The sequence below is a fragment of the Lacrimispora sp. genome (genome assembly GCF_031982545.1).
Classification (GTDB): Bacteria; Bacillota; Clostridia; order Lachnospirales; family Lachnospiraceae; genus Lacrimispora.
The window spans coordinates 184851-208902 of record NZ_DALYXB010000011.1 but is presented as its reverse complement, the minus strand read 5'-3'; the positions used below and the strand labels follow the sequence as shown (position 1 = coordinate 208902).

The window sequence follows — 24052 nt, the reverse complement described above, 5'->3', positions numbered from 1 at the left end:
GGGCGGTAGTGACGCGATTGCAAGGCGTTATTACCGTTTACATAGCATCATATTTACAGATGGAGAAGGAAAATGAATTATACTTATTTGGTCAAATGCGCGGATAATACTCTTTACTGCGGCTGGACAAACCACTTAGAAAAAAGAATGGAAGCCCATAACCAGGGAAAGGGTGCCAAATACACAAAGACAAGGAGACCGGTGGAACTGGTCTATTATGAATCTTATCCAACAAAGGAAGAGGCTATGCGCCGTGAAGTGCAGATTAAAAAGCTTTCCAGAAAGGAAAAGCTGTTTCTGATCGAAAAATCTGAAAGTCTCCATTGACTTTTTTACTTTCTTACTTTAGTATAGTAAATTATTACATCAAGGAAACACTATATTGACGGAGGAATCTGGAATGGATCAGTTTGAGCGTGTAGCAGTAATAAAGAAAGCAAATATCTACCATGGCGGAAAGGTAACCAGCCGCACAGTTTTGTTTGAAGACGGAACCAGAAAGACACTGGGAATCATTTTACCGGGAGAATATGAGTTCGGGACAGATGAGAAAGAGCACATGGAAATTCTTGGTGGTAACTTAAAAGCTCTTCTTCCAGGAAGCGATAACTGGGAAATTTATGAAGCAGGACAGGCTTTTACAGTACCCGCTTCCAGCAGATTTAAAGTTTCAACGGATGAAGTAACGGATTATTGCTGTTCCTATATAAAGGAATAGAGAAAAAAGAAGACTGATCAGGCATTCTGGCTGAATGCACTCAGTCTTCTTTCTATTTTAAGTTAAGCCACAAAGTGATACATGAGAATGTAGTGACAGAAACTGCCTCCCATTACAAACAGATGAAACAGTTCATGATTGCCAAAGCTCTTATGTCTGGATTGAAACAGAGGAAGCTTTAACGCATAGATAATGCCTCCGATTGTATAAATCAGTCCGCCTGCCAGAAGCCAGATAAAGGCAGCAGGAGGAAGTGCTAATACGATTTTACGAAAAGCCAGGACACAGATCCAGCCCATGGCAATATAAATGACGGATGAAAACCACCTTGGACACATTACAAAGAACGCTTTAATAATCATTCCTAAGATGGCAATGCCCCATACAAGAGCAAGAAGGCTTAAACCGGTTTTGTCACCCAGAACAATTAAACAGACTGGAGTGTAGGTTCCTGCAATCAGGATAAATATCATCATGTGATCTAATTTTTTCAACAGCTTATTAATCTTAGGTGAAATATCAAGGGTATGATAGATGGTGCTGGCTGCGTAGAGAAGCACCATGCTGATGCAGAATACCGCCAGGGCGGCAAGATGAAGTTCTCCGTCTGCAGAAGCTTTTATCAGCAGGGGAGTAGCGGCGATCAGGGCGAGAAGCATGGCTATAAAATGAGTGCCTGCGCTGACGGGATCTTTAATTTTTATGTTCATAGTAAAACCTCCTTGCATGAGAAATGAAAACGCGTGATGTAGTAATGAAAACTATGTTATCTCTTTTTATATACTATACACTTTCGGGAAAAAGAATGCAAGTATTTTTTGAGTTTCAAAGTAAAAATCTTCATTGCTATTATTAACCATTTGAAATATAATCAATGAAACAAAAGTGTTAAAAAGAGAGGAATATAATCATATGAACAATACGGTGAAAGAACTGATGGAGAGAAAGTCTGTCCGTGTATATGAAGACAGGCAGATTGAGCAGGAAAAGAAAGCGGCTATCCTGGAAGCAGCACTCCAGGCACCTACGGCTGGTAATATGACCTTATATTCCATTATAGATGTGACGGACCCAGAGCTAAAGCAGAAACTGTCTGTAACCTGTGACAATCAGCCATTTATTGCAAAGGCTCCCATGGTTCTTGTGTTTGTGGCAGATTATCAGAAATGGTACGATCTGTTTTGCAGATATGAAGATACAGTCAGAACTCCCGGAATGGGAGATTTTATGCTGGCCGCCGACGATGCGTTAATCGCAGCACAGAATGCAGTGGTTGCAGCAGAGTCTATGGGAATTGGATCTTGTTATATTGGGGATATTTTAGAACAGTACGAAACTCACCGGGAATTATTCTCTCTTCCCAGATATGCAGTGCCGGCTGCAATGGTGGTTTTTGGCTATCCTGTTCCCCAGCAAACAGAGAGAGTGAAGCCAAAACGATTAAGACCGGAGGCGGTTGTTTTTGAGAACACTTACCGCCGCATGGAGCCGGAAGAATTTCAGCGTGAATTAAATAAAGCCACAGACAGAGGTGAAGAGTTTGAACGGTGGATTCGTGCATTTTGCGGGCGCAAATGGAATAGCGACTTTAGTATTGAAATGGGCCGCTCAGTTAAGGCTATGATGGACCAGTGGGAAAATAAGGAGCAGCAGACGGATGAAGCTTAATATATTATTTGAAGATGATGATATTCTTGTGGTGGAAAAACCGGCAGGAATTGAGTCTCAGTCCGGGAAGACGTTTGAACCGGATATGGTCAGTGAAATAAAGAAACATATCAACATACAATCCACAAAGAATGGGGAGCTATATGTGGGAGTTATCCACAGACTGGACAAACCTGTTGGCGGCGTAATGGTTTATGCAAAATCTCAAATTGCCGCAGAGGCTTTAAGCAGACAGGTTTCCGGGCATCTGATGGAAAAATTTTACTATGCTGTTGTTTGTGGAAAACCTGTGGATAACTTTTGCACCTACGTGGATTATTTGTGGAAAGATGGAAAAAATAATTGTTCAAAAATTGTGGAAAAGGGGATAAAAAGTGCAAAACCTGCAGAACTGGATTATTGGTTTGTGGATAGCAAAATTTATGATGGTAAGGAAATAAGCCTTCTTAAAATAAAGTTAAAAACCGGGCGGCATCATCAGATTCGTGTACAGATGGCAGGTCATGGCACACCTTTATGGGGAGACCGTAAGTATAATCCTGAATTTCAAAATCATTATACAAAAGGAAATGTTGCTCTTTTTGCATCCGGTCTCTCGTTTATTCACCCAAAAACAAAAAAGAAAATGACTTTTTCCGTAAAGCCAAAAGAAGGATTGTTTGAGCTTTTTTCCTGGCAGGATGTATTATAAAAGGAATTTTTTACTATCATGGTTTCTGCATATTTTTCGCCGTTTGATTCATAATAACAGTGTACAAAAGAAGTACAAATCAGAAACAGGTGAGTCCATGGAGAAACCGAGCAGGAAACTGAAGAAAACAATTTTAATATTGGGAGTTACAGGGGCGGTCTATTTAAGCTTTCGATTTTTGCTGCCTCTAGTGATTCCCTTTTTGATTGCATATGTTTTTGCCCTTTCCCTCCGGCCCTCTGCCCTTTGGATTGAAAGGAAAACCCGGTTCAATTATAAAAAAAGAGTGATTTCTCTCCCTCTTGCCCTGATTGGCGGAATTGAAATCCTTCTTTTTATGATCGTTCTTGGCGTCTTTCTTTATTTTGCAGGCAGAAAGCTTTTCTTAGAGGCAAAGCTGTTGTTAGAAAATCTTCCTCAGATATTAGACGGGATTAACGCCTGGCTTATGGATAACTGTTCCTTTATGGAACGGTTCTTAAAGCTGCCTGAGGGTTATATGGTGAACGTGGTCAGTGACATTTTAATTGGCGGGGAAGCTGCCGTGAAAAGCAGAGCAATGCCTTTTTTAATGTCAAATTCCATGACTGTATTAAAATGGGTGGTTCAGCTGACTGTTATTTTGGTGATTTTAATGATTGCTACTGTTTTATCTCTCCAGGAGATGGATGATATCCGTACCCGGCGGGATAATTCCATGTTTTGTTACGAATATGCAATGCTTGGTAACCGTCTGATGACAGTAGGCAGTGCATGGTTAAAGACTCAGGCAACCATTATGCTGTTTACAATGATAATCTGTTCTGTGGGATTGTTTCTTTTAAAAAACCCATATTTTATTTTGCTGGGAATAATAATCGGATTACTGGATGCCATGCCTATATTCGGAACCGGAACTGTTTTAATACCCTGGGCGTTGATTGCTCTTGTTGAAAAAAAATGGCTTACCGGAGTAGGCCTTATTATTATTTATATTATCTGCTATTTTATAAGAGAAATAATGGAAGCTAAGATTATGGGAGGAAAGGTGGGGTTAACACCTTTGGAAACTCTTGTTGCCATGTATGTGGGACTGCAGTTATTTGGAATTCTGGGATTCATTCTGGGACCAATCGGGCTTTTGATTATTGAAGATATCGTGGAGCTTTATGAGGGAACGTGCTATAATGACCAAAAGAATGACAGGAAAAATGAAAGAGGAGAGGTGCCATGAACCCTGAACAATTAATAGAATTTTTAGGAATCCTGGAAAAATTAAAATGCAACACCAGGCATAACTGGACGACGAACGGAAGGCAGGAAAGTGTGGCGGAGCACAGCTGGCGGCTGGCTGTGCTTGCGATGCTGATGGAAGATGAGTTTCCTGAGCTTGATATGAATAAGGTTATTCGCATGTGTCTGATCCATGACTGGGGGGAAGCTGTTACCGGAGATATACCAGCATTTATTAAGACAGAGGCAGACGAAGAGAAGGAGGCCGATGCGATTGAAACACTGCTAAAGAATCTGCCGGAAACGATTTCTTCTGGTTTTCTAACCATGTTTAAGGAACTGTCGGATCTTACCTCGGATGAAGCCATACTGGTAAAGGCTCTTGACAAAACAGAAACATTAATTCAGCATAACGAAGCAGGTTCCGGTACATGGCTGCCTCTGGAATACGATCTGAACTTATCTTATGGCAATGAAGTCTGCGGGCATTTTGAAAAGACGCAGCAGCTTCGTGACAAAGTAAGAGAGCATACGTTACGGATTATCAATGAGGAGAAAAGAGAACATCGTGAGTGATACATATGAACAGATATTGAAAGAAATAAAGAACTTAAGAAAAGAACTTCATGCCTGTCCGGAAAAATCTGGATCTGAGAAGGAGACCATAAAGCATTTGAAAGATTTTTTGAAAACCCGGACTTCTATTAAGATTATAGATTGTGATACATGGTTTTACGCTGTACATGAGGAAGAGGGAGCCTGGACCAGCAAGGCTTTCCGAGCTGATATGGATGCGGTAATGGGGGAGGACGGCCGGCTTTTTCATGGATGTGGGCACGATGGTCATAGCGCCGTATTGGCTGGATTATGTCTTCTGCTGGAGGGAAGAAAGACGGGAAGCAATGTATATGCGATTTTTCAGCCAGCAGAAGAAACCGGCCAGGGAGCCAAGATCTGCAGCAGACTTCTGGAGGAGAAAGAAATTCGGGAAATATATGGATTTCATAATCTGCCTGGATATCCCGCAGGAAAAGCAGTGGTGAAAAAAGGAACCTTTGCCTGTGCTTCCAGAGGGCTCATACTGAATCTGGAAGGCAGGCAGTGCCATGCGGCCTATCCGGAGGAGGGAATCAATCCTGCATGGCTGATCGCTGAATTGATCAGCAGTCTGCCATCACTGACAGAAAAGGCTGGTTCTCAGGGAATGGTGCTTGCTACCATTATTGAAGTAAAGGCAGGAGGAGAAAATTTTGGAGTTTCTCCTGCTGACGGGAAGCTGGCATTAACGATCCGCGCAGAGCGTTTGTCGGAATTAAACCGACTTCAGTCTTCCATACTTTCGCTTGCCCAAAAGCGTGCGGTTGAAGGAGGATTAAAGTTTCAGTATCAGATATTGGATGAATTCCCTGATACATATAATGAACAAGATATGGCTGATGCCTGTAAAAGGAGATTTGAGGAAGGGAAAATTCCTTATCTGGAAGAGAATGTGCCCTTTCGCTGGTCGGAAGATTTTGGCTGGTATTTAATGAAAACTCCTGGATTATTTTTTGGCGTGGGAGCAGGAGAGGACTGTCCGGGCCTTCATACGGCTGCCTATGAATTTCCAGATGAGATTATGGAATCTGCAGTACGGGCGTTTGAAGCACTTTTATAGGAAATGTCTGGGAAAATGCTCTGTCCTCCTCTTGACAAACATATGTAAATAACGTAAAATCAACCATACGATCTATAAAATTATAGGAAATATGACGTTGAAGAGGATTAATAAGTAATGATGTATCACAGAGAGAAGGCCCTTAGCTGAAAAGCCTTTATACCACTCATCACCCAACCTGCCTCGGAGTCCCGCAGAAAACTGCGGCGCGTATCCGGCGTTATCGGATTCAAAGTGAGCCGCATGAAAGCAACGGCTAAATTGGGTGGCACCGCCGAGCTGTTCGGTCCCTTTTATAGGGATTGGATGGCTCTTTTTGTATCCATCTACGCTCAAAGAGCGTGGGCTTTAACAATGAAACACCCTACGGGTATCCCTTTATGCCCAAAGTACATGGGCTTTAACGATGAAACACCCTACGGGTATCCCTTTATGCCCAAAAAAGCATGGGCTTTAACAATGAAACACCCTACGGGTATCCCTTTATGCCCAAAGAGCATGGGCTTTAGCAATGAAAGGAGAGATTAGTCATGGCAAAGGACAAGAAATTAGTAGAGGCAATCACATCCATGGATGTGGATTTCGCACAGTGGTACACAGACGTAGTTAAAAAAGCAGAATTAATCGATTACTCCAGTGTAAAAGGCTGTATGGTAATTAAACCTGCAGGCTATGCAATCTGGGAAAATATTCAGAAGGAACTGGATTTTAGATTTAAGGAAACAGGCGTAGAGAACGTTTATATGCCCATGTTCATTCCGGAAAGCTTATTAGAGAAAGAAAAAGATCACGTAGAGGGATTTGCTCCCGAAGTTGCCTGGGTAACTCATGGAGGTCTGGAACCATTACAGGAGAGACTTTGTGTAAGACCTACATCTGAAACCTTATTCTGTGATTTTTATTCCAGAGAGATTCAGTCTTACCGGGATCTTCCAAAGTTATATAACCAGTGGTGCTCCGTAGTACGTTGGGAAAAAACAACCAGACCATTCCTTCGTTCCAGAGAATTTTTATGGCAGGAAGGTCATACCGCTCATGCTACTGCCGAAGAAGCTGAGGAAAGAACAGAAATGATGCTGAACTTATATGCCGATTTCTGCGAAGAAGTACTTGCAATGCCCGTCATACGCGGACAGAAAACGGATAAAGAAAAATTTGCCGGTGCAGAGGCTACTTATACAATTGAAGCCCTGATGCATGACGGAAAAGCTCTTCAGTCCGGAACCAGCCACAACTTCGGAAGCGGATTTGCAAAAGCTTTCGAGATACAGTATTCAGATAAGGAAAATAAGCTTCAGTACGTTCACCAGACCTCCTGGGGATTAACTACCAGACTCATCGGAGCTATTATTATGGTCCATGGTGATGACAACGGGCTTGTACTTCCTCCAAGAATTGCTCCGGTTCAGGTTATAATCGTTCCGGTACAGCAGCAGAAGGAAGGCGTTCTTGAGAAAGCGTGTGAATTAAAGAAGGTTCTTTCTAATTATAAAGTAAAGGTAGATGATACAGATAAGAGTCCTGGCTGGAAATTCAGCGAATCCGAGATGAGAGGAATCCCGGTTCGTGTTGAGATCGGACCAAGAGATATTGCTGAAAATCAGGCTGTTCTTGTGCGCCGTGATACTCATGAAAAAATGACAGTATCCTTAGATGAATTAAATGAAAAAGTTGGAGAGCTTTTAAGTACCATTCAAAGCGATATGCTTGCCCGTGCCCGTGCTCATAGGGATGCCCATACTTATGAGGCTGTGGATATGGATAGCTTTGTAAAAACTGTGGAAGAGAAGCCAGGCTTTGTTAAGGCAATGTGGTGTGGATCCCAGGAGTGTGAGGATAAGATCAAGGAACTGACTGGCGCGACATCCAGATGTATGCCATTTAAGCAGGATCATCTGTCCGATACCTGCATTTGCTGCGGCAAGCCGGCAGTAAAAATGGTTTATTGGGGCAGAGCTTATTAATCAGGAAATATAAAGATGCAGGAGGAAATACAGTGATAACAATTCAGGTACCAGATGCAGCAGGAAAGATCATAAAACAACTGAATACCCATGGGTTTGAGGCATATGCGGTGGGCGGATGTGTGAGAGACAGCCTGCTTTTACGGGTACCAAAGGACTGGGATATCACCACCTCCGCAAAACCAGAACAGGTTAAGGAAATATTTGCAAGAACGGTCGATACGGGAATTTTGCATGGTACAGTAACCGTGCTGATGGAACACGAAGCCTATGAAGTGACAACCTACCGCATTGATGGAGAGTATGAAGACGGAAGACACCCCAAGTCTGTGGAATTTACCAGCAATCTGCTGGAAGATTTAAAACGAAGGGATTTTACCATTAATGCGATGGCATACAGTGAAAGAGACGGGCTGGTAGATGCCTTTGGCGGAGTCAGGGATTTAGAAGCCGGGATTATCCGCTGTGTGGGAAATCCCATGGATCGTTTTAATGAGGATGCTTTGCGAATTCTCAGGGCGATCCGGTTTTCTGCACAGCTGGGATTTGAGATTGAAGAGGAAACGAATAAAGCCATTTCTGCAATTGCACCAAATATGGAAAAGGTCAGCAAAGAGAGGATTGCTGTGGAGCTGACAAAGCTTCTTCTCTCTGACTATCCTGAGAAAATGGTGGCTGTATTTGAACGCGGGATTGCACCTTATGTTTCCCAGCATTTTAACACCGCTAAAAGAGGCCTCCTCCAGCTTGAAAAGCTTAAAATGCTGCCTTCCAGCAAGCATGTACGCTGGTCTGGTCTTTTGCGCTTCTTAGATCCAAAGGAGGCAGCAGGAATTTTAAAAGAACTGAAGCTGGACAATGATACTGTTGATCAGGTTAAAATCCTGTCAGAACTATGGAAGAGTGAAATTCCTGCGTCAAAGCCCGAAATCAGAAAAGTTATGAGCAGAATTAATGCTCCATTATTTGATGATCTCCTTAATTTCCAAACTGTATTTTTAAACGGTTCTTATCTGGAACAGCTAAAAACAGTGAGACAGTATGCCGGGGAAATCGTTGATAATGGAGACTGTATCTGCCTGAAGGATATGGCAGTAACCGGGAGGGATCTGATTGAAGCAGGTGTAAAACCCGGTCCCCAGATGGGTGAAATACTAGAAGCATTATTTAACCAGGTCTTAGAAAATCCGGAATATAACAGCCGTGAATATCTTCTGAATTATTCCAAAGATCTCTTCTGAAAACAGACCTGGGCATGGATAACTTTCCCCTGGAGTTTGCATATTTTTTTCCGCCCCTTCATACCCTAGAAGTAGCTGATTAGCTAAGAGTTGGAGGGGTGGTTGTGAACGAGAAATACACAGAGGTGCTTTCGCAGTATGAGCTTGAAATTCTGGATGTGAAACGCGGCCGGGGCGCCTGGCTGTGTGAAACAGATCAGGGGCTTAAGCTGCTGAGGGAATATAAAGGAACCATCAAGCGCCTGGAATTTGAGGATCAGGTATTTTTACAACTGGAAGAAACCGGCCACTTGAGTGTGGATCGCTATGTTAGAAATAAAGAAGGTGAAATTCTTTCCAGTGCAGAGGATGGCACCAGATGGATTGTGAAAAACTGGTATTCAGACCGGGAATGCAATTTAAAGGATAGTAAAGAGGTGCTTTGCGCCATTGAACGAATTGCTTTATTACATAAAATGTTTCGCAAAGTAAAGTTTAAAGAAGAATGGAACTTAGGCTCCATTCTGGTACAGCAGCCGGCTGAGGAGATGGAACGTCACAACAGGGAACTGATACGAGCCCGCAGTTTTATCCGAAGTAAAAGAAAAAAGTCCGAATTTGAACTATGTGTCATGGGAAATTATGACGTATTTTTTGATCAGGCTATGGAAGCCTGTAAAGGACTTGCAGGCTTTTGCGAGGAATGCGGGATTGGGGAGGGGTATTTGTGTCATGGGGACTTAAACCAGCATCATATTCTGATGTGCACCCATGACGTTGCAATTGTAGAATTTAACCGGATGCACAGAGGCATGCAGATGGAGGATCTTTATCACTTTATGAGGAAGGCGATGGAAAAGCATGACTGGAATTTAAAGCTGGGTATGTCCATGCTTGATACTTATTCGAAAGTACTTCCTTTATCAGGTGCAGACAGAACCTGCCTGTATTATCTGTTTTTGTATCCGGAAAAATACTGGAAGCAGATTAACTTTTATTATAATGCCAATAAGGCCTGGATACCGGCCAGAAATATCGAAAAACTAAGGGATTTGGAGATTCAGCAGCCGATGCGGAATCTTTTCCTGTCGAGAATAAAATAATGGGAATCTGCTTTCCTTTTGCCATGTTATGATTTATAATAACCATAATATGAAGTGGAGAGAAGGGAGCATTTTGCTTATGAAAGATTACAGAAGCATCTATGAAGAATGGTTATCAAATCCATACTTTGATGAGGCGACGAAAGAAGAACTCCAAAGAATTAAAGATGATGACAATGAAATCAAAGAGCGTTTCTACCAGGATCTGGAATTTGGTACCGCCGGTTTAAGAGGCGTGATCGGAGCAGGAATCAACCGCATGAACATTTATGTGGTTAGAAAAGCCACCCAGGGTCTTGCAAATTATATCATAAAACAGGGCGGAGCCCACAAAGGCGTAGCCATAGCATATGACTCCAGACATATGTCTCCGGAATTCGCAGAGGAGGCTGCACTGACACTTGCTGCCAATGGTATCAAAGCGTATAAGTTTGAATCTCTGCGCCCTACTCCGGAGCTTTCGTTTGCTGTGAGAAAACTGGGCTGTATCGCAGGTCTTAATATTACCGCCAGCCACAATCCTCCGGAATATAACGGATATAAGGTTTATTGGGAAGATGGTGCACAGTTTACACCTCCTCACGATCGGGGAGTTACTGCTGAGGTTTTAGCGATCACAGATATTTCTACGGTTAAGACCATCACGAGAGAAGAAGCTGTTGCAGCAGATAAATATGAGATAATCGGTGCGGCAGTCGATGATGCTTACATTGCACAGGTAAAGGCTCAGGTTATGAATCAGTCTGCAATCCATGAGATGAAGGATGAACTTTCCATTGTTTATACCCCTCTCCATGGTACAGGCAATATTCCTGCAAGAAGAGTCTTAAGAGAGCTTGGATTTACCCAGGTATATGTGGTGCCGGAGCAGGAACTGCCAGATGGAGATTTTCCCACGGTCAGCTATCCCAATCCAGAGGCGGAGGAAGCTTTTCAGCTGGGACTTTCTCTGGCAAAAGAAAAGGATGCAGATCTGGTTTTAGCGACTGATCCTGATGCAGACCGTCTGGGTGTTTATGTAAAGGATTATAAATCCGGAGAGTATATTCCTCTCACCGGCAATATGTCCGGTTCCCTGCTCTGCGAATATGTATTAAGCCAGAGACAGGAACGTGGTGACATCCCATCTGACGGACAGGTGGTAAAGTCCATTGTAACCACCAATCTGGTAGATGCAGTGGCGAAGTCTTACGGGTGTGAACTCATTGAGGTACTCACCGGATTTAAGTATATCGGGCAGCAGATTTTAAAAGAAGAGGCTACCGGTTATGGTACTTACCTGTTTGGTCTGGAAGAAAGCTATGGATGCCTGATCGGCACCTATGCCAGGGATAAAGATGCAATCTCTGCAACGGCCGCTCTCTGTGAGGCTGCCGCTTATTATAAGACAAAAGGCATGAGTCTTTGGGATGCCATGATTGCAATGTATGAGAAATATGGATACTATAAAGATGCGGTTAATTCAATCGGATTAAAAGGCATTGAGGGTCAGGCAAAGATCCGTGCAATTATGGAAGCCATGAGAAGCAATACACCAACGGTGTTTGGCGGATATAAAGTTCTTTCAGCAAGAGACTATAAGGCAGATACGGTAAAGAATATGGAAACGGGAGCTGTGGGACCCACTGGTCTGCCGTCTTCTGACGTGCTTTATTATGAACTGGAAGAGGATGCGTGGTTATGCGTCAGACCTTCCGGAACAGAGCCTAAAATTAAGTTCTATTATGGTATTAAGGGTAGTTCGATGGCAGAAGCAGAAGAGAAATCTGCGAAGCTGGGGAAAGCTCTTATGGCAATGGTAGATCAGATGGTATAAATACAAAAAAGAAGGATATTCTCAATGGATATCCTTCTTTTTTGCTATTTTTTAAATTTTTTTGAATATTCCTTTAATTCTCGAAGCGCTTCCCCAAACATACGGGATGAAGCAGAAGGATTTCGTCTCAGAAGACCTTTCGGGTAAAATGTAAGCCGGCTGGTTAATTTTTCCCTTGTTTCAGTCAGGGCCTGAAGCCGCTCTGCCAATGTGGACTCCCTGATCACATTGGTGGTTTCTGTTTTAAGAGAAGTAAGCTTTACCATGGTTTCTTCTTTTACAAAAGCCGCCTTTTGCATAGTCTCCGATTTTAACTCGGAAACTTTCTGGGCAGTCTCTGCTTTTAACAGTGACATCTGTACCTGAACCTCTTCCAGCTCCGCTCTGATTTTAGTTAAGGATTCCAGTACCTTGCCCAGATCAAGAGCTGCCTTGGTGGATTGAACGGTGTCATAGACAAATAAGATGCCAATCCCAGTTACCAGGAAGATGCATGTGGTTGCACTCTGGCGAAATACCAGCCATTCTAAAGGGCGGTGTACCACTTCTGTTAGAAGAATGGTGAGAAAGCCCCAGGCAATGGAAGTTCCCAGACAGACATATCCGTTTAAATTAAAAGGGTTTTTACTGTAATCCCAGTATTTCATTTTAAATAATCGTTCCATGATATAACCGGTGAAGTACTCAAGAACAGAAGCCCCGACCATACCAAAGAGAAAAACAAGAAGCAGGTTGCCTTTCACAGGAAGAGACAGAAAAAGCATAAGGATTGCGCCGCTGCCATAGAGCGGGAGTAAGGGAAGTCTTAAAAATCCACGGTTTACGAAATGAAAGCTTTTTACGGAAACATAAGTCGATTCGATTACCCAGCCGATAAAGCAGTAAATGAAAAAAAACAGCAGCCACTGATACCATGTATATACGTACATGCTTAGATTCCTTTCTTCATGTATTTATGTTGGATCTATCATATACGGTTTTGTACGTTTTTGCAACCAAAATGAGAAAGAGTCAGGCAAAATATGCTTGCCTTAATTGCTCGGTTCATGTAGAATTATGATGTTTCGGTTAGTGGAATTGCACTTATGAAGGAGTTTTTTGATGAGTATATTAAACGTAGAACATTTGACCCATGGATTTGGAGACCGCGCCATCTTTCATGACGTGTCATTCCGGTTATTAAAAGGAGAGCACATCGGCCTGATCGGAGCCAATGGAGAAGGTAAATCCACATTTATGAATATCATAACGGCAAAGCTTCAGCCGGATGAAGGAAAAGTTGAGTGGGCAAAGAGAGTCCGTGTGGGCTATTTAGACCAGCATACTGTATTGGAAAAAGGGATGACCATCCGCGACGTATTAAAAAGCGCATTTGCTTTTTTGTTTCAGATGGAAGAACAGATGAATGAGATCTGCGACCGTATGGGAGAGGCAGACGAAGAGACCATGAATTCCATGATGGAAGAGCTTGGTACCATTCAGGATTTATTAATGGCCCATGATTTTTATATCATTGATTCCAAAGTGGAAGAAGTGGCCAGAGCATTGGGATTAAGTGATATGGGTATTGATAAGGATGTAACGGAACTGAGCGGAGGCCAGAGAACCAAGGTTCTTTTGGGAAAGCTTTTGTTAGAGAAGCCGGATATCCTTCTTTTGGACGAGCCTACCAATTACCTGGATGTACAGCATATTGAATGGCTGAAACGTTATCTTCTTGAGTATGAAAATGCATTCATTCTGATATCCCATGATATTCCGTTCTTAAACAGCGTGGTAAATATTATCTATCATATGGAAAATCAGGCGTTAGACCGTTATGTAGGTGATTATGACAAGTTCCAGGAAGTTTATGCTGTAAAACGGGCTCAGCTGGAATCAGCTTATAAGAGGCAGCAGCAGGAAATAGCAGAGCTGGAGGATTTTGTGGCGCGCAACAAAGCCCGGGTTTCCACCAGAAATATGGCCATGTCCAGACAGAAAAAGCTGGACAAAATGGATGTAATTGAGCTTACAAAAGATAAACCAAAGCCTGAGTTTCATTTTATGGAAGCCCGTACAGCAGGAAAATTGATATTTGAGTCAAAGGAACTGGTGATTGGATACGAGGAACCATTATCAAAACCACTGAATCTGATCATGGAAAGAGGAGAAAAGGTAGTTTTATCAGGAGCCAACGGTATTGGAAAGACTACTTTATTAAAAAGCATTCTGGGACTGACACCTTCTTTAAAAGGAAATGTGGAACTGGGAGATTATCTGTCCATTGGTTATTTTGAGCAGGAGATGGCTCCTGGAAACACGACTACCTGCATTGAAGAGATCTGGAAAGAGTTTCCTTCCTATACCCAGTATCAGGTTCGTTCTGCTCTTGCCAAATGCGGACTTACCACCAATCATATTGAAAGCCAGGTGCGGGTACTCAGTGGAGGTGAACAGGCAAAGGTTCGTTTATGTAAGCTGTTAAACAGAGAGACCAATGTTCTTTTGCTGGATGAGCCGACCAACCATCTTGATGTGGAGGCAAAAGAAGAGTTAAAAAGGGCGCTGAAGGAATATAAGGGCAGTATCCTTTTGATCTGCCATGAACCGGAGTTTTATGAGGGAGTTGCAACGAAAGTAATTGACTGTCGGGAGTGGGCATTAAAGTTATCCTGATAATACAAAAAGACGGGATTTGATTTCTTGAAAAAGAATCAAATCCCGATTTTGAATAAAAAAAATCCGCTTCCGCCATTGGGAAACAGATTCATTAATTTTTTAGGGGGGCCGGACGGTTTGCACCGTCCGGTATGAGTATGAAAAAGCTTTGTGATTTCAAGTAAGTTACTTGAAACAAAAGGCCCGTCATCCTTTCGGATAACGTATTATCAGTATATGATATAAATGTGAAGAAAATGTGTCTCGTACATTAAAAAAACATAAACAAAATAAAAATTAAAAAAACCCTTTCAAAACGTAATGTTATTGTATATAATAAGATAGAAAATGTGACTTCATTTACCAATTAACATAAATTTGAAGATAAAGGAAACCCTGGGAACAGGATACAGCGAACAGGAGGAAGATTATTATGATGATGTCTAATGACATTGGAATTGATTTAGGTACAGCAAGCATACTGGTTTATATCAAAGGAAAAGGTGTAGTTTTAAAAGAGCCGTCAGTTGTGGCCATAGACCGTGATACCAATAAAATAAAGGCAATCGGAGAAGAAGCAAGGCTGATGATCGGAAGAACACCCGGTAATATTGTAGCAGTCAGACCTTTGCGCCAGGGTGTTATTTCTGATTACACAGTAACAGAAAAGATGCTGAAATATTTTATCAACAAAGCAGTAGGAAAGAAAACATTAAGAAAGCCAAGAATCAGTGTCTGCATCCCCAGCGGAGCCACTGAAGTTGAAAAAAAAGCAGTAGAAGATGCAACTTATCAGGCAGGAGCCAGAGAAGTAGCGATTATTGAAGAGCCGGTTGCAGCAGCGATTGGGGCTGGAATTGATATTTCCAAGGCATGCGGTAATATGATCGTTGATATCGGTGGCGGTACTTCCGATATTGCAGTGATTTCATTAGGCGGTACAGTTGTCAGCACTTCTATTAAGGTGGCTGGTGATGATTTTGATGAGGCTCTTGTCCGTTATATGCGTAAGAAGCATAACCTTTTAATTGGTGAGAGAACAGCAGAAGAGATCAAGATCAACATTGGAGCTGCTTATCGCAGACCAGAAGTTTTAACCATGGAAGTAAGAGGAAGAAACCTGGTAACAGGCCTTCCAAAGACCATTGTAGTTACTTCGGACGAGACTCTTGATGCGTTAAAAGAGCCGGCGATGCAGATCGTAGACGCCGTTCATAATGTTCTGGAGAGAACACCGCCAGAGCTGGCTGCCGATATTTTTGACAGAGGAATTGTTTTAACAGGAGGCGGTTCTTTATTAAGCGGATTAGATGCACTGATCGAAGAGAAGACAGGCATTACAACTATGATAGCAGAGGATCCGCTGACTGCAGTTGCTATTGGAACCGGTAAATTTATTGAATTTATGCATGGCGGAAACAATAAAACAGAATTTTAATCAGCTTTGATGATTAATAAAACTGCTCTTAACAGCCCTGGCGGTATCCATTGATTCCGGCAGGGTTCCTTTTGCGGCAGTCTCTTACCATTTACGGAGGAAACATGGCGACAGTCTGCGGATTTGTAGAAAAAATTAAATACAGGAACGAAGACAACGGTTATACAGTGCTGAGCCTTTCAGAAGACGGTGAGGAGTATACGCTGGTAGGCAATTTTCATTTTATCAGTGAAGGGGAACGGATTGAAGCGGTTGGAATTTTAACGGAACACCCTGTTTATGGGGAGCAGATGTCTGTGGAAAGCTATGAAATTAAAGCTCCTGAGGATACTGCTGCCATGGAACGTTACTTAGGTTCCGGGGCGATTAAGGGCGTGGGCGCTGCATTGGCGGCCAGAATTGTCCGCCGGTTTAAAGCCGATACCTTCCGGATTATGGAAGAAGAGCCGGAACGCCTTTCCGAGGTAAAGGGCGTCAGCGAAAAGCTTGCCATGTCTATTTCCAATCAGGTGGAACAAAAGAAAGAGATGCGCCAGGCTATGATGTTCCTGCAGGAATATGGCATTTCCATGAATCTTGCAGTGAAGATCTACCAGGAATATGGCCCCAGGCTTTACAGCATTGTGAAGGAAAATCCTTATCAGATGGCAGATGACATATCCGGCGTGGGATTTAAAATGGCGGATGAGATTGCCAGAAAAGCAGGTATTTTTACAGATTCGGATTTTCGGATTAAATGCGGAGTTTTGTATACCCTTTTGCAGGCGACTTCAAACGGTCATACTTATTTGCCGGAAGACGAGCTTCTTTCATCTGCCTCTGAGCTGCTGAAAGTGGAGCAGGCATCCATAGAAAAGCATCTGATGGACATGCAGCTGGACAAACGTCTTGTGATCAGAGAGACGGACGGAAAGCGGACTGTCTATGCCTCCCAGTATTACTATATGGAATTAAATGTGGCGAAGATGCTTCATGATTTAAATATAAGAGGAACCATGCCTGAGGACGAGATCAGAACCAGGCTTATTAAGATTCAGGAAAAAGAGCAGATTGAGCTGGATGAAAAGCAGGTAATGGCGGTAGTAGAAGCGGTAAACAGCGGCCTTTTAATTATTACGGGAGGACCTGGAACCGGAAAAACCACGACCATTAATACCATTATCCGCTTTTTTGAAAGCGAGGAGATGGAGATATTGCTGGCAGCTCCTACGGGCAGGGCAGCAAAGCGCATGACAGAAGCCACTGGTTATGAGGCGCGGACCATACACCGGCTGTTAGAACTGTCCGGTGTTCCAGGAGACGAGCGTTCCGTATCCATGCATTTTGAACGGAATGAAGAGAATCCTTTGGATGCTGACGCTGTGATCATCGATGAGACATCGATGGTGGATATTCATCTGATGCAGTCTCTTTTAAAAGCCATAAATCCCGGAACCAGGCTGATACTGGTGGGAGATGTGGACCAGCTTCCCAGCGTTGGACCCGGGAATGTGCTGCGGGATTTAATTGAATCCCAAAGTTTTAATGTGGTAATGCTGACAAAGATTTTCCGTCAGGCGAACCAAAGTGATATTGTTGTGAATGCTCATATGATTAACCGGGGAGAAACGGTTCCTCTTGGGAAAAAGAGTAATGACTTCTTGTTTATTAAAAGGGAAGAACCTAATACCATTATCAATGCCATGATTACACTGGTACAAAGTAAACTTCCTTCCTATGTGCAGGCAGATCCCTTTGATATTCAGATTATGACACCTATGAGAAAAGGTGCTATGGGAGTGGAGCGGCTCAATACCATTCTTCAGGAATATTTAAATCCCCCTTCCGAGGCAAAGCAGGAACGGGAATCGGCAGGAGTGATTTACCGGACCGGCGATAAAGTGATGCAGATTAAGAACAACTATAATATGGAATGGGAAGTCAGAAACAAGTATGGGATTCCGGTGGAAAAGGGAACCGGAATTTATAACGGAGACATAGGAATTATTCGTGAGATGAATTCCTTTGCCGAGCTTGTGACTGTGGAATTTGATGAGGGGCGGCTGGTGGAATACAGCTATAAGCAGTTAGAAGAATTAGAACTCGCTTATGCCATAACCATTCACAAATCCCAGGGAAGTGAGTATCCGGCAGTGGTAATTCCTGTTTTCCCCGGACCAAGAATGCTGATGACGAGAAACTTAATCTATACAGCAGTTACCCGTGCAAAGACCTGCGTCTGCCTGGTTGGTCTGCCAGGTACGTTTCAGGATATGGTAAACAATGAAATGGAACAGCGCAGATATTCCGGTCTGAAAGATCGTATCTGCGAAATATATAAGCTGCCTTAAATTCTTTGGGCAGACAAGAATCTATGTCTGCCCGTCTTTCCATTCTTAAAAGGAGAATCAATCCTTATGCAATCCTCTTTTTTTATCGATCTGTTATTTCCAAGAAGATGCCCCGTCTGTGACGGAATCGTCATGCCCAAAGGCAGGTTGATCTGCCCTGATTGTGTCAGAGTGCTTTCCTTTGTAAAGGATCCTGTATGCAAAAAATGCGGAAAGGAACTTTTTAGCAGTGAGATGGAATACTGTTTTGACTGCGTAAAACACAAAAGAACCTTTGAGTATGGCAGGGCTCTGATTAATTATGATGAGCACGCAAAAACCTCAATGGCAAAAATAAAATATAAAAACAAACGGGAGTATCTGGATTTTTACGGAGATGCCATAAGTCTGCGTTATGAGAAGATGATAAGACGTATGGAGGCCGGCGGTCTGGTCCCCGTTCCGGTTCATCCTTCGAGAAAAAAAGAGAGAGGATTTAATCAGGCGGAAGTTCTTGCGCAAAAAATCGGAGCAAAACTTCATATTCCCGTTTTTCCTGATATGCTGGTAAGAAATAAAAAAACCATGCCTCAGAAAGCCCTCAATCCCACAGAACGTTTAAAAAATCTGGAGGAAGCTTTTATGCCGGGAAAAATAGTTCCTGGTGTAAAAAATGTGATTTTAATTGATGATATTTATACCACTGGAAGTACAGTGGAAGCATGTACCCGTGTACTGAAAAAATCGGGAATTAATAAGGTGTATATTTTAACAATTTGTATTGGACGAGGGCAGTAGTTTGATGTATGATACTAAAATAAATAATACTGATTAACTCAGGAGGAATGGGAATGAATATCAGGACCGCAGAAGAAAAAGATATGCAGCAGCTCTTGGATATATATAATTATGAGGCAGAACATGGTTTAGCAACCTTTGATTTTACTCCAAAAAACATGGAGGAACGTATGGTCTGGTTTCGTGAGCATAATGTGAAAAATCACCCCCTGATTGTGGCAGAGGAAGATGGGAAAGCAGTCGGTTATGCAAGTCTCTCCGCTTATCGCCCAAAAGAAGCATATAAAGAAACAGTAGAACTTTCGATATACGTTGATAAGGATTACCGCAGAAGAGGAATTGCCGGAAAGCTGGCGGTGGCGATTCTTGATATGGCCAGAGAAAGAGAAGATATTCATACAGTTGTATCTGTAATTACAGGAGGCAATGATGCAAGCGTGAAACTTCACGAACAGCTTGGTTTCGTTCATTGCGGTACAATACGTGAAGTAGGGAAAAAGTTTGGAAAAATTCTGGATATAGAAAATTATCAGATTATTCTGTAATAAGGGTTAAATGGAGAGGGGGAGAGGAATATGAACCATATGGAGGGATATTATACTTCCGGGGAGTTTGCAAAGAAGGCCAGTGTCTCTATACGGACGATTCGTTATTATGACAAACAGGGATTGTTAAAGCCGGCATGCATGAGTACAGGCGGATACCGGCTTTATACTGATTCGGATTTTGCCAAACTTCAAAAGATACTCTCTCTTAAATATCTTGGATTTTCACTGGATGAAATCCGCTCCATTACCATTAATGATAAGGATCATGACTACGTGGGAGAATCAATCAAGCTTCAGCTGAGTCTGATCCGTAAGAGAATTGAACATTTGAAACTGGTAGAACAGACATTAACAGAAACCTCAAAACTGGTGGACGACCGCCAGGCTGCGGACTGGAATAAAATTCTTCACTTAATCCATATTACAAATATGGAAAAGACTCTGGTGGAACAATATAAGGATGCCGCCAATGTGAGCATCCGGATTGGTCTTCATAAAAAATATGCCACCAATCCCGTTGGCTGGTTCCAGTGGCTTTATAAACAGATGGAGCCTCTAAATGGCAGACACATCCTGGAACTTGGGTGTGGAAACGGAGAATTATGGCGGGTAAATAAAGAACGGATTCCTACCGATGCGAATCTATGCCTTACGGATGTATCCAAGGGCATGGTTCGTGACGCCCAGGAAAACTTAAAACAGGTAAAGGGGCAGATAGCATTTGAAGTTCTGGACTGCAGACAGATTAAAAAACCGAAAGAAAGCTTTGATGCTGTCGCTGCCAATCATGTGCTGTTTTATTTAACCAATCTGGATGCCGCATTGACTCAGGTTACCAGCGTCTTAAAAAAAGACGGAATCTTTTATTGCAGCACCTATGGCAGGGAACATATGAAGGAGATCAGACAGCTGGTAATGGAGTTTGATTCCAGAATCGCTCTTTCTGAGGTAAATCTTTATGATGTGTTCGGGCTGGAAAATGGAGAAGAGATCTTAGGAAAACATTTTAAATCTGTAAGAAAAGAAATATACGATGACCATCTGGAAGTGACGGATGCAGGTGCACTGATGGAATATATATTATCCTGCCACGGCAATCAGCAGGAGTTTCTGAGCGACAGATATGAAGAATTCCGGGACTATCTGGAAAAGAAGATGGGAAAAAAGGGATATATTCCTATTACAAAGCAGGCAGGAGTATTTATTTGCAGAAAATAAGAAAAAAGTAATAGAAAAAGACTTGACCGTGACGTTACGTCACCCTTTATGATAGCTGTATGAACGAATATGGAGGAAACAAATAATGAAGGGAATAATTCTTGCCGGGGGGTCCGGCACCAGGCTGTATCCACTTACCATGGTAACGTCGAAACAATTACTGCCTATCTATGATAAACCCATGATTTACTATCCGCTTTCCGTTTTAATGAATGCAGGAATCCGGGATATCCTGATTATATCCACGCCCGATGATACACCACGGTTTGAGGCACTGTTAGGAAATGGCTCCCAGTTTGGAATTCAGTTAACTTACGCAGTACAGCCTTCTCCCGATGGTCTTGCCCAGGCGTTTGTCATCGGAGAAGAATTTATCGGAGACGACAGCGTTGCCATGATTCTTGGAGATAACATCTTTGCAGGCCACGGCCTTACCAAACGACTTCTTCATGCAGCAAATAAAAAAGATGGAGCAACCGTTTTTGGTTATTACGTGGATGATCCGGAGCGTTTTGGTATTGTAGAATTTGATTCCGAAGGAAAAGCGATTTCCATTGAAGAAAAGCCATCTGCTCCTAAGAGCAATTACTGCGTGACAGGACTTTATTTCTACGATAATAAAGTTGTGGAATATGCGAAGAACTTAAAGCCTTCCGCCCGTGGCGAGCTGGAGATTACAGATTTAAACCGCATTTACTTAGAAGAGGGAATGCTTGATGTGGAACTTCTGGGTCAGGGCTTCACCTGGCTTGACACAGGGACTCATGAGTCTTTGGTAGATGCCACTAATTTTGTTCGTACCATGGAAACTCATCAGCACAGAAAAATTGCCTGCCTGGAGGAAATTGCTTATTTAAACCACTGGATCACACAGGATCAGCTGGAAAAGAGCATAGAGCCATTAAAAAAGAATCAGTATGGCCAGTATCTGATGGATGTGCTTGCAGGAAAATATATCGATAAGTAAAGGAGTAAATCAATGAAAATAATTGTAACCGGAGGAGCTGGATTTATCGGCGGAAACTTCGTACATCATATGGTAAATAAATACCCGGACTATGAGATTATCAATCTGGACCTCTTAACCTATGCAGGTAATTTAGAGACCTTAAAACCGGTAGAAGACAAACCGAATTATCGCTTTATCAAAGGTGATATTGCGGACAGAGCCTTTATATTTGAGCTGTTTGAAAAAGAAAAACCAGATATGGTGGTTAACTTTGCAGCAGAAAGTCACGTAGACCGTTCTATCACGGATCCTGAAAGCTTTGTAAGAACCAATGTAATGGGTACGACCACATTACTTGACGCATGCCGCACCTATGGCATTCAGCGTTACCATCAGGTTTCCACCGATGAAGTTTATGGTGATTTACCTCTTGACCGTCCGGAATTGTTCTTTACAGAAGAAACTCCGCTCCATACATCAAGTCCTTATTCTTCCTCAAAAGCCAGTGCAGACTTATTTGTTCTGGCATATCAGAGAACGTTCGGACTTCCTGTTACTATTTCCAGATGTTCCAATAACTACGGCCCTTATCATTTTCCTGAAAAACTGATTCCGCTTATTATCAGCCGTGCGCTGGCAGATGAGGATCTTCCGGTATATGGAACAGGTGAGAATGTAAGAGACTGGCTTCATGTATCGGATCACTGTGAGGCGATTGATTTAATCATTCACGAAGGCAGAGTAGGAGAAGTCTATAATGTAGGCGGACACAACGAGCGCACCAATTTAGAAGTGGTAAAAACTATTTTAAGAGAACTGGATAAACCGGAAAGCTTAATTAAATATGTGACAGACCGTCCGGGTCATGACAGACGCTACGCCATTGACCCCAAGAAGCTGGAAACAGAGCTTGGCTGGAAGCCGAAATACAATTTTGACACCGGAATCCGCCAGACCATTCAGTGGTACCTGGATCATGAAGACTGGTGGAAACACATTGTAAACGGAGAATACCAGAATTATTTTGATAATATGTACGGAAAACGTTTATAAATTCCAATGGTAAAGTGAGGCAGCGATGAAAGTATTAGTTACTGGCGTAAAAGGCCAGCTTGGATATGACGTAGTAAATGAGCTGAAAAAAAGAGGCCATGAGGCAGTGGGCGTGGACATTCAAGAAATGGATATCACGGATGAGGAAAGCGTAAACCGGGTGATCCGGGAAGCTGCTCCTGATGCAGTCATTCATTGTGCCGCATATACAGCTGTAGATGCTGCAGAGGACAACGTAGAATTATGCAGAGCTGTGAATGCCAGGGGAACCGGAAATATTGCCAGGGTGTGTAAAGCACTGGATATCCGAATGATGTATATCAGTACGGATTACGTATTTAACGGTCTGGGAACCCGTCCCTGGGAGCCTGACGATCAAAGAGAACCGTTAAATATCTATGGGCAGACCAAGTACGAGGGAGAACTGGAAGTTGAAGAAAACCTTAAAAAGTACTTTATCGTACGTATTGCCTGGGTATTCGGAGTAAATGGCAAAAACTTTATAAAGACCATGCTGAATCTGGGAAAAACCAGAGATAAACTCAGCGTTGTAGCAGACCAGATTGGTTCTCCTACTTATACCTTTGACCTTGCCCGCCTTCTGGTAGATATGATTGAAACAGAAAAGTATGGCCGTTATCATGCGACCAATGAAGGACTTTGCAGCTGGTATGATTTCGCCTGTGAGATTTTTAAACAGGCAGGTATGAATGTTACAGTTGAACCGGTTACCTCCGATCAGTTCCCAGTCAAGGCAAAACGCCCCATGAACAGCCGTATCAGCAAGGATAAGCTGATAGAAAACGGTTTTCAGCCGCTGCCTTCCTGGCAGGATGCGCTAAGGCGTTATCTGACAGAGATCGAGTATTAAAACAGACACGGGAAACTTTAGACTTGCTTTTTTAAATTTCCCGTGTTATAATGTCTGAATCTACATTTTAACAGGTTTTACAAAAAAAGATTGACGAATCCAGTCCCGTATGTTATAGTAATTGGGCGAATGGAAGAGCTTAGGTCTTTTTTTTATGCTCAAAATTTCTTGAAGCAGAA

22 protein-coding genes are annotated in these 24052 nt (G+C 42.6%); 20 read left to right on the top strand and 2 right to left on the bottom strand.

Going from position 1 to position 24052, the window contains the following annotated elements; translation table 11 throughout:
• Nucleotides 1–72 precede the first annotated feature (72 nt).
• A complete protein-coding gene (locus ABS301_RS19140) occupies nucleotides 73–327 on the top strand; it encodes a GIY-YIG nuclease family protein (RefSeq protein WP_349673727.1) in 255 nt (84 codons plus the stop codon).
• Between the two features lie 73 nt (nucleotides 328–400).
• A complete protein-coding gene (ppnP, locus tag ABS301_RS19135; RefSeq protein ID WP_349673726.1) occupies nucleotides 401–718 on the top strand; it encodes a pyrimidine/purine nucleoside phosphorylase in 318 nt (105 codons plus the stop codon).
• A gap of 62 nt (nucleotides 719–780) precedes the next feature.
• Here the strand turns inward: ppnP and trhA are convergent, their stop codons facing one another.
• A complete protein-coding gene (trhA, locus tag ABS301_RS19130) occupies nucleotides 781–1428 on the bottom strand; it encodes a PAQR family membrane homeostasis protein TrhA (RefSeq protein ID WP_277405751.1) in 648 nt (215 codons plus the stop codon).
• Nucleotides 1429–1630: 202 nt separating this feature from the next.
• On the opposite strand from trhA, the gene ABS301_RS19125 reads away from it, so the two are divergent.
• From ABS301_RS19125 to ABS301_RS19085, 9 genes are all read left to right on the top strand, one after another.
• Entirely contained in the window at nucleotides 1631–2386 is a 756-nt protein-coding gene (locus ABS301_RS19125; protein WP_349673725.1) for a nitroreductase family protein, read from the top strand.
• Nucleotides 2376–3077 carry an RluA family pseudouridine synthase gene (locus ABS301_RS19120; protein ID WP_349673724.1) on the top strand — a complete coding sequence of 234 codons (702 nt, stop codon included), beginning with the start codon at nucleotides 2376–2378 and terminating at the stop codon, nucleotides 3075–3077. The genes ABS301_RS19125 and ABS301_RS19120 overlap by 11 nt, the downstream gene beginning before the upstream one ends.
• A gap of 97 nt (nucleotides 3078–3174) precedes the next feature.
• The gene (locus ABS301_RS19115; protein WP_349673723.1) at nucleotides 3175–4290 is read left to right on the top strand and encodes an AI-2E family transporter; all 1116 of its coding nucleotides are present in this window, start codon (nucleotides 3175–3177) and stop codon (nucleotides 4288–4290) included.
• Nucleotides 4287–4865, top strand: a complete 579-nt coding sequence (locus ABS301_RS19110; protein WP_349673722.1) for an HD domain-containing protein — start codon at nucleotides 4287–4289, stop codon at nucleotides 4863–4865. The genes ABS301_RS19115 and ABS301_RS19110 overlap by 4 nt, the downstream gene beginning before the upstream one ends.
• Nucleotides 4858–5946, top strand: a complete 1089-nt coding sequence (locus tag ABS301_RS19105) for a M20 metallopeptidase family protein (RefSeq protein ID WP_349673721.1) — start codon at nucleotides 4858–4860, stop codon at nucleotides 5944–5946. Before ABS301_RS19110 ends, ABS301_RS19105 begins: the two co-directional genes overlap by 8 nt.
• Before the next feature lie 530 nt (nucleotides 5947–6476).
• Nucleotides 6477–7910 carry a proline--tRNA ligase gene (proS, locus tag ABS301_RS19100; RefSeq protein WP_349673720.1) on the top strand — a complete coding sequence of 478 codons (1434 nt, stop codon included), beginning with the start codon at nucleotides 6477–6479 and terminating at the stop codon, nucleotides 7908–7910.
• A gap of 35 nt (nucleotides 7911–7945) precedes the next feature.
• On the top strand, nucleotides 7946–9151 hold the full coding sequence (locus tag ABS301_RS19095; RefSeq protein ID WP_349673744.1) for a CCA tRNA nucleotidyltransferase: 1206 nt from the start codon (nucleotides 7946–7948) through the stop codon (nucleotides 9149–9151).
• 104 nt (nucleotides 9152–9255) lie between these two features.
• The gene (locus ABS301_RS19090) at nucleotides 9256–10233 is read left to right on the top strand and encodes a spore coat protein CotS (protein WP_349667477.1); all 978 of its coding nucleotides are present in this window, start codon (nucleotides 9256–9258) and stop codon (nucleotides 10231–10233) included.
• Nucleotides 10234–10312: 79 nt separating this feature from the next.
• Complete coding sequence (locus ABS301_RS19085) at nucleotides 10313–12049, top strand: phospho-sugar mutase (RefSeq protein ID WP_349673719.1); 1737 nt, start codon at nucleotides 10313–10315, stop codon at nucleotides 12047–12049.
• 44 nt (nucleotides 12050–12093) lie between these two features.
• Here ABS301_RS19085 and ABS301_RS19080 read toward each other — a convergent pair whose 3' ends face one another.
• Entirely contained in the window at nucleotides 12094–12978 is an 885-nt protein-coding gene (locus tag ABS301_RS19080) for a putative ABC transporter permease (protein WP_349673718.1), read from the bottom strand.
• Between the two features lie 172 nt (nucleotides 12979–13150).
• On the opposite strand from ABS301_RS19080, the gene ABS301_RS19075 reads away from it, so the two are divergent.
• From ABS301_RS19075 to rfbD, 9 genes are all read left to right on the top strand, one after another.
• The gene (locus tag ABS301_RS19075; RefSeq protein WP_349673717.1) at nucleotides 13151–14707 is read left to right on the top strand and encodes an ABC-F family ATP-binding cassette domain-containing protein; all 1557 of its coding nucleotides are present in this window, start codon (nucleotides 13151–13153) and stop codon (nucleotides 14705–14707) included.
• Nucleotides 14708–15116: 409 nt separating this feature from the next.
• Nucleotides 15117–16127: a rod shape-determining protein gene (locus tag ABS301_RS19070; RefSeq protein ID WP_349667511.1), complete on the top strand. Its 1011-nt coding sequence runs from the start codon at nucleotides 15117–15119 to the stop codon at nucleotides 16125–16127.
• Between the two features lie 104 nt (nucleotides 16128–16231).
• On the top strand, nucleotides 16232–18457 hold the full coding sequence (gene recD2, locus ABS301_RS19065; protein ID WP_349673716.1) for an SF1B family DNA helicase RecD2: 2226 nt from the start codon (nucleotides 16232–16234) through the stop codon (nucleotides 18455–18457).
• Nucleotides 18458–18523: 66 nt separating this feature from the next.
• Nucleotides 18524–19234 (top strand): ComF family protein, encoded by a 711-nt coding sequence (locus ABS301_RS19060; protein ID WP_349673715.1) that lies wholly within the window; start codon nucleotides 18524–18526, stop codon nucleotides 19232–19234.
• A 53-nt stretch (nucleotides 19235–19287) separates the two neighbouring features.
• Nucleotides 19288–19779 carry a GNAT family N-acetyltransferase gene (locus ABS301_RS19055; protein WP_349673714.1) on the top strand — a complete coding sequence of 164 codons (492 nt, stop codon included), beginning with the start codon at nucleotides 19288–19290 and terminating at the stop codon, nucleotides 19777–19779.
• A 39-nt stretch (nucleotides 19780–19818) separates the two neighbouring features.
• Nucleotides 19819–21000 (top strand): MerR family transcriptional regulator, encoded by a 1182-nt coding sequence (locus ABS301_RS19050; RefSeq protein WP_502877985.1) that lies wholly within the window; start codon nucleotides 19819–19821, stop codon nucleotides 20998–21000.
• 85 nt (nucleotides 21001–21085) lie between these two features.
• Nucleotides 21086–21967, top strand: coding sequence for a glucose-1-phosphate thymidylyltransferase RfbA (gene rfbA, locus ABS301_RS19045; protein ID WP_349667485.1), 882 nt, complete (start codon nucleotides 21086–21088; stop codon nucleotides 21965–21967).
• A 12-nt stretch (nucleotides 21968–21979) separates the two neighbouring features.
• On the top strand, nucleotides 21980–23002 hold the full coding sequence (rfbB, locus tag ABS301_RS19040) for a dTDP-glucose 4,6-dehydratase (RefSeq protein WP_349673712.1): 1023 nt from the start codon (nucleotides 21980–21982) through the stop codon (nucleotides 23000–23002).
• Between the two features lie 25 nt (nucleotides 23003–23027).
• Nucleotides 23028–23873, top strand: a complete 846-nt coding sequence (rfbD, locus tag ABS301_RS19035) for a dTDP-4-dehydrorhamnose reductase (RefSeq protein ID WP_349673711.1) — start codon at nucleotides 23028–23030, stop codon at nucleotides 23871–23873.
• Nucleotides 23874–24052: the final 179 nt, after the last annotated feature.

Bases quoted from the DNA above. Each gene is read 5' to 3' on its own strand.
- ABS301_RS19140 (WP_349673727.1), top strand. From the start codon at position 73: ATGAATTATACTTATTTGGTCAAATGCGCGGATAATACTCTTTACTGC.
- ppnP (WP_349673726.1), top strand. From the start codon at position 401: ATGGATCAGTTTGAGCGTGTAGCAGTAATAAAGAAAGCAAATATCTAC.
- trhA (WP_277405751.1), bottom strand. From the start codon at position 1,428: ATGAACATAAAAATTAAAGATCCCGTCAGCGCAGGCACTCATTTTATA.
- ABS301_RS19125 (WP_349673725.1), top strand. From the start codon at position 1,631: ATGAACAATACGGTGAAAGAACTGATGGAGAGAAAGTCTGTCCGTGTA.
- ABS301_RS19120 (WP_349673724.1), top strand. From the start codon at position 2,376: ATGAAGCTTAATATATTATTTGAAGATGATGATATTCTTGTGGTGGAA.
- ABS301_RS19115 (WP_349673723.1), top strand. From the start codon at position 3,175: ATGGAGAAACCGAGCAGGAAACTGAAGAAAACAATTTTAATATTGGGA.
- ABS301_RS19110 (WP_349673722.1), top strand. From the start codon at position 4,287: ATGAACCCTGAACAATTAATAGAATTTTTAGGAATCCTGGAAAAATTA.
- proS (WP_349673720.1), top strand. From the start codon at position 6,477: ATGGCAAAGGACAAGAAATTAGTAGAGGCAATCACATCCATGGATGTG.
- ABS301_RS19085 (WP_349673719.1), top strand. From the start codon at position 10,313: ATGAAAGATTACAGAAGCATCTATGAAGAATGGTTATCAAATCCATAC.
- ABS301_RS19080 (WP_349673718.1), bottom strand. From the start codon at position 12,978: ATGTACGTATATACATGGTATCAGTGGCTGCTGTTTTTTTTCATTTAC.
- ABS301_RS19075 (WP_349673717.1), top strand. From the start codon at position 13,151: ATGAGTATATTAAACGTAGAACATTTGACCCATGGATTTGGAGACCGC.
- recD2 (WP_349673716.1), top strand. From the start codon at position 16,232: ATGGCGACAGTCTGCGGATTTGTAGAAAAAATTAAATACAGGAACGAA.
- ABS301_RS19060 (WP_349673715.1), top strand. From the start codon at position 18,524: ATGCAATCCTCTTTTTTTATCGATCTGTTATTTCCAAGAAGATGCCCC.
- ABS301_RS19055 (WP_349673714.1), top strand. From the start codon at position 19,288: ATGAATATCAGGACCGCAGAAGAAAAAGATATGCAGCAGCTCTTGGAT.
- ABS301_RS19050 (WP_502877985.1), top strand. From the start codon at position 19,819: ATGGAGGGATATTATACTTCCGGGGAGTTTGCAAAGAAGGCCAGTGTC.
- rfbA (WP_349667485.1), top strand. From the start codon at position 21,086: ATGAAGGGAATAATTCTTGCCGGGGGGTCCGGCACCAGGCTGTATCCA.
- rfbB (WP_349673712.1), top strand. From the start codon at position 21,980: ATGAAAATAATTGTAACCGGAGGAGCTGGATTTATCGGCGGAAACTTC.
- rfbD (WP_349673711.1), top strand. From the start codon at position 23,028: ATGAAAGTATTAGTTACTGGCGTAAAAGGCCAGCTTGGATATGACGTA.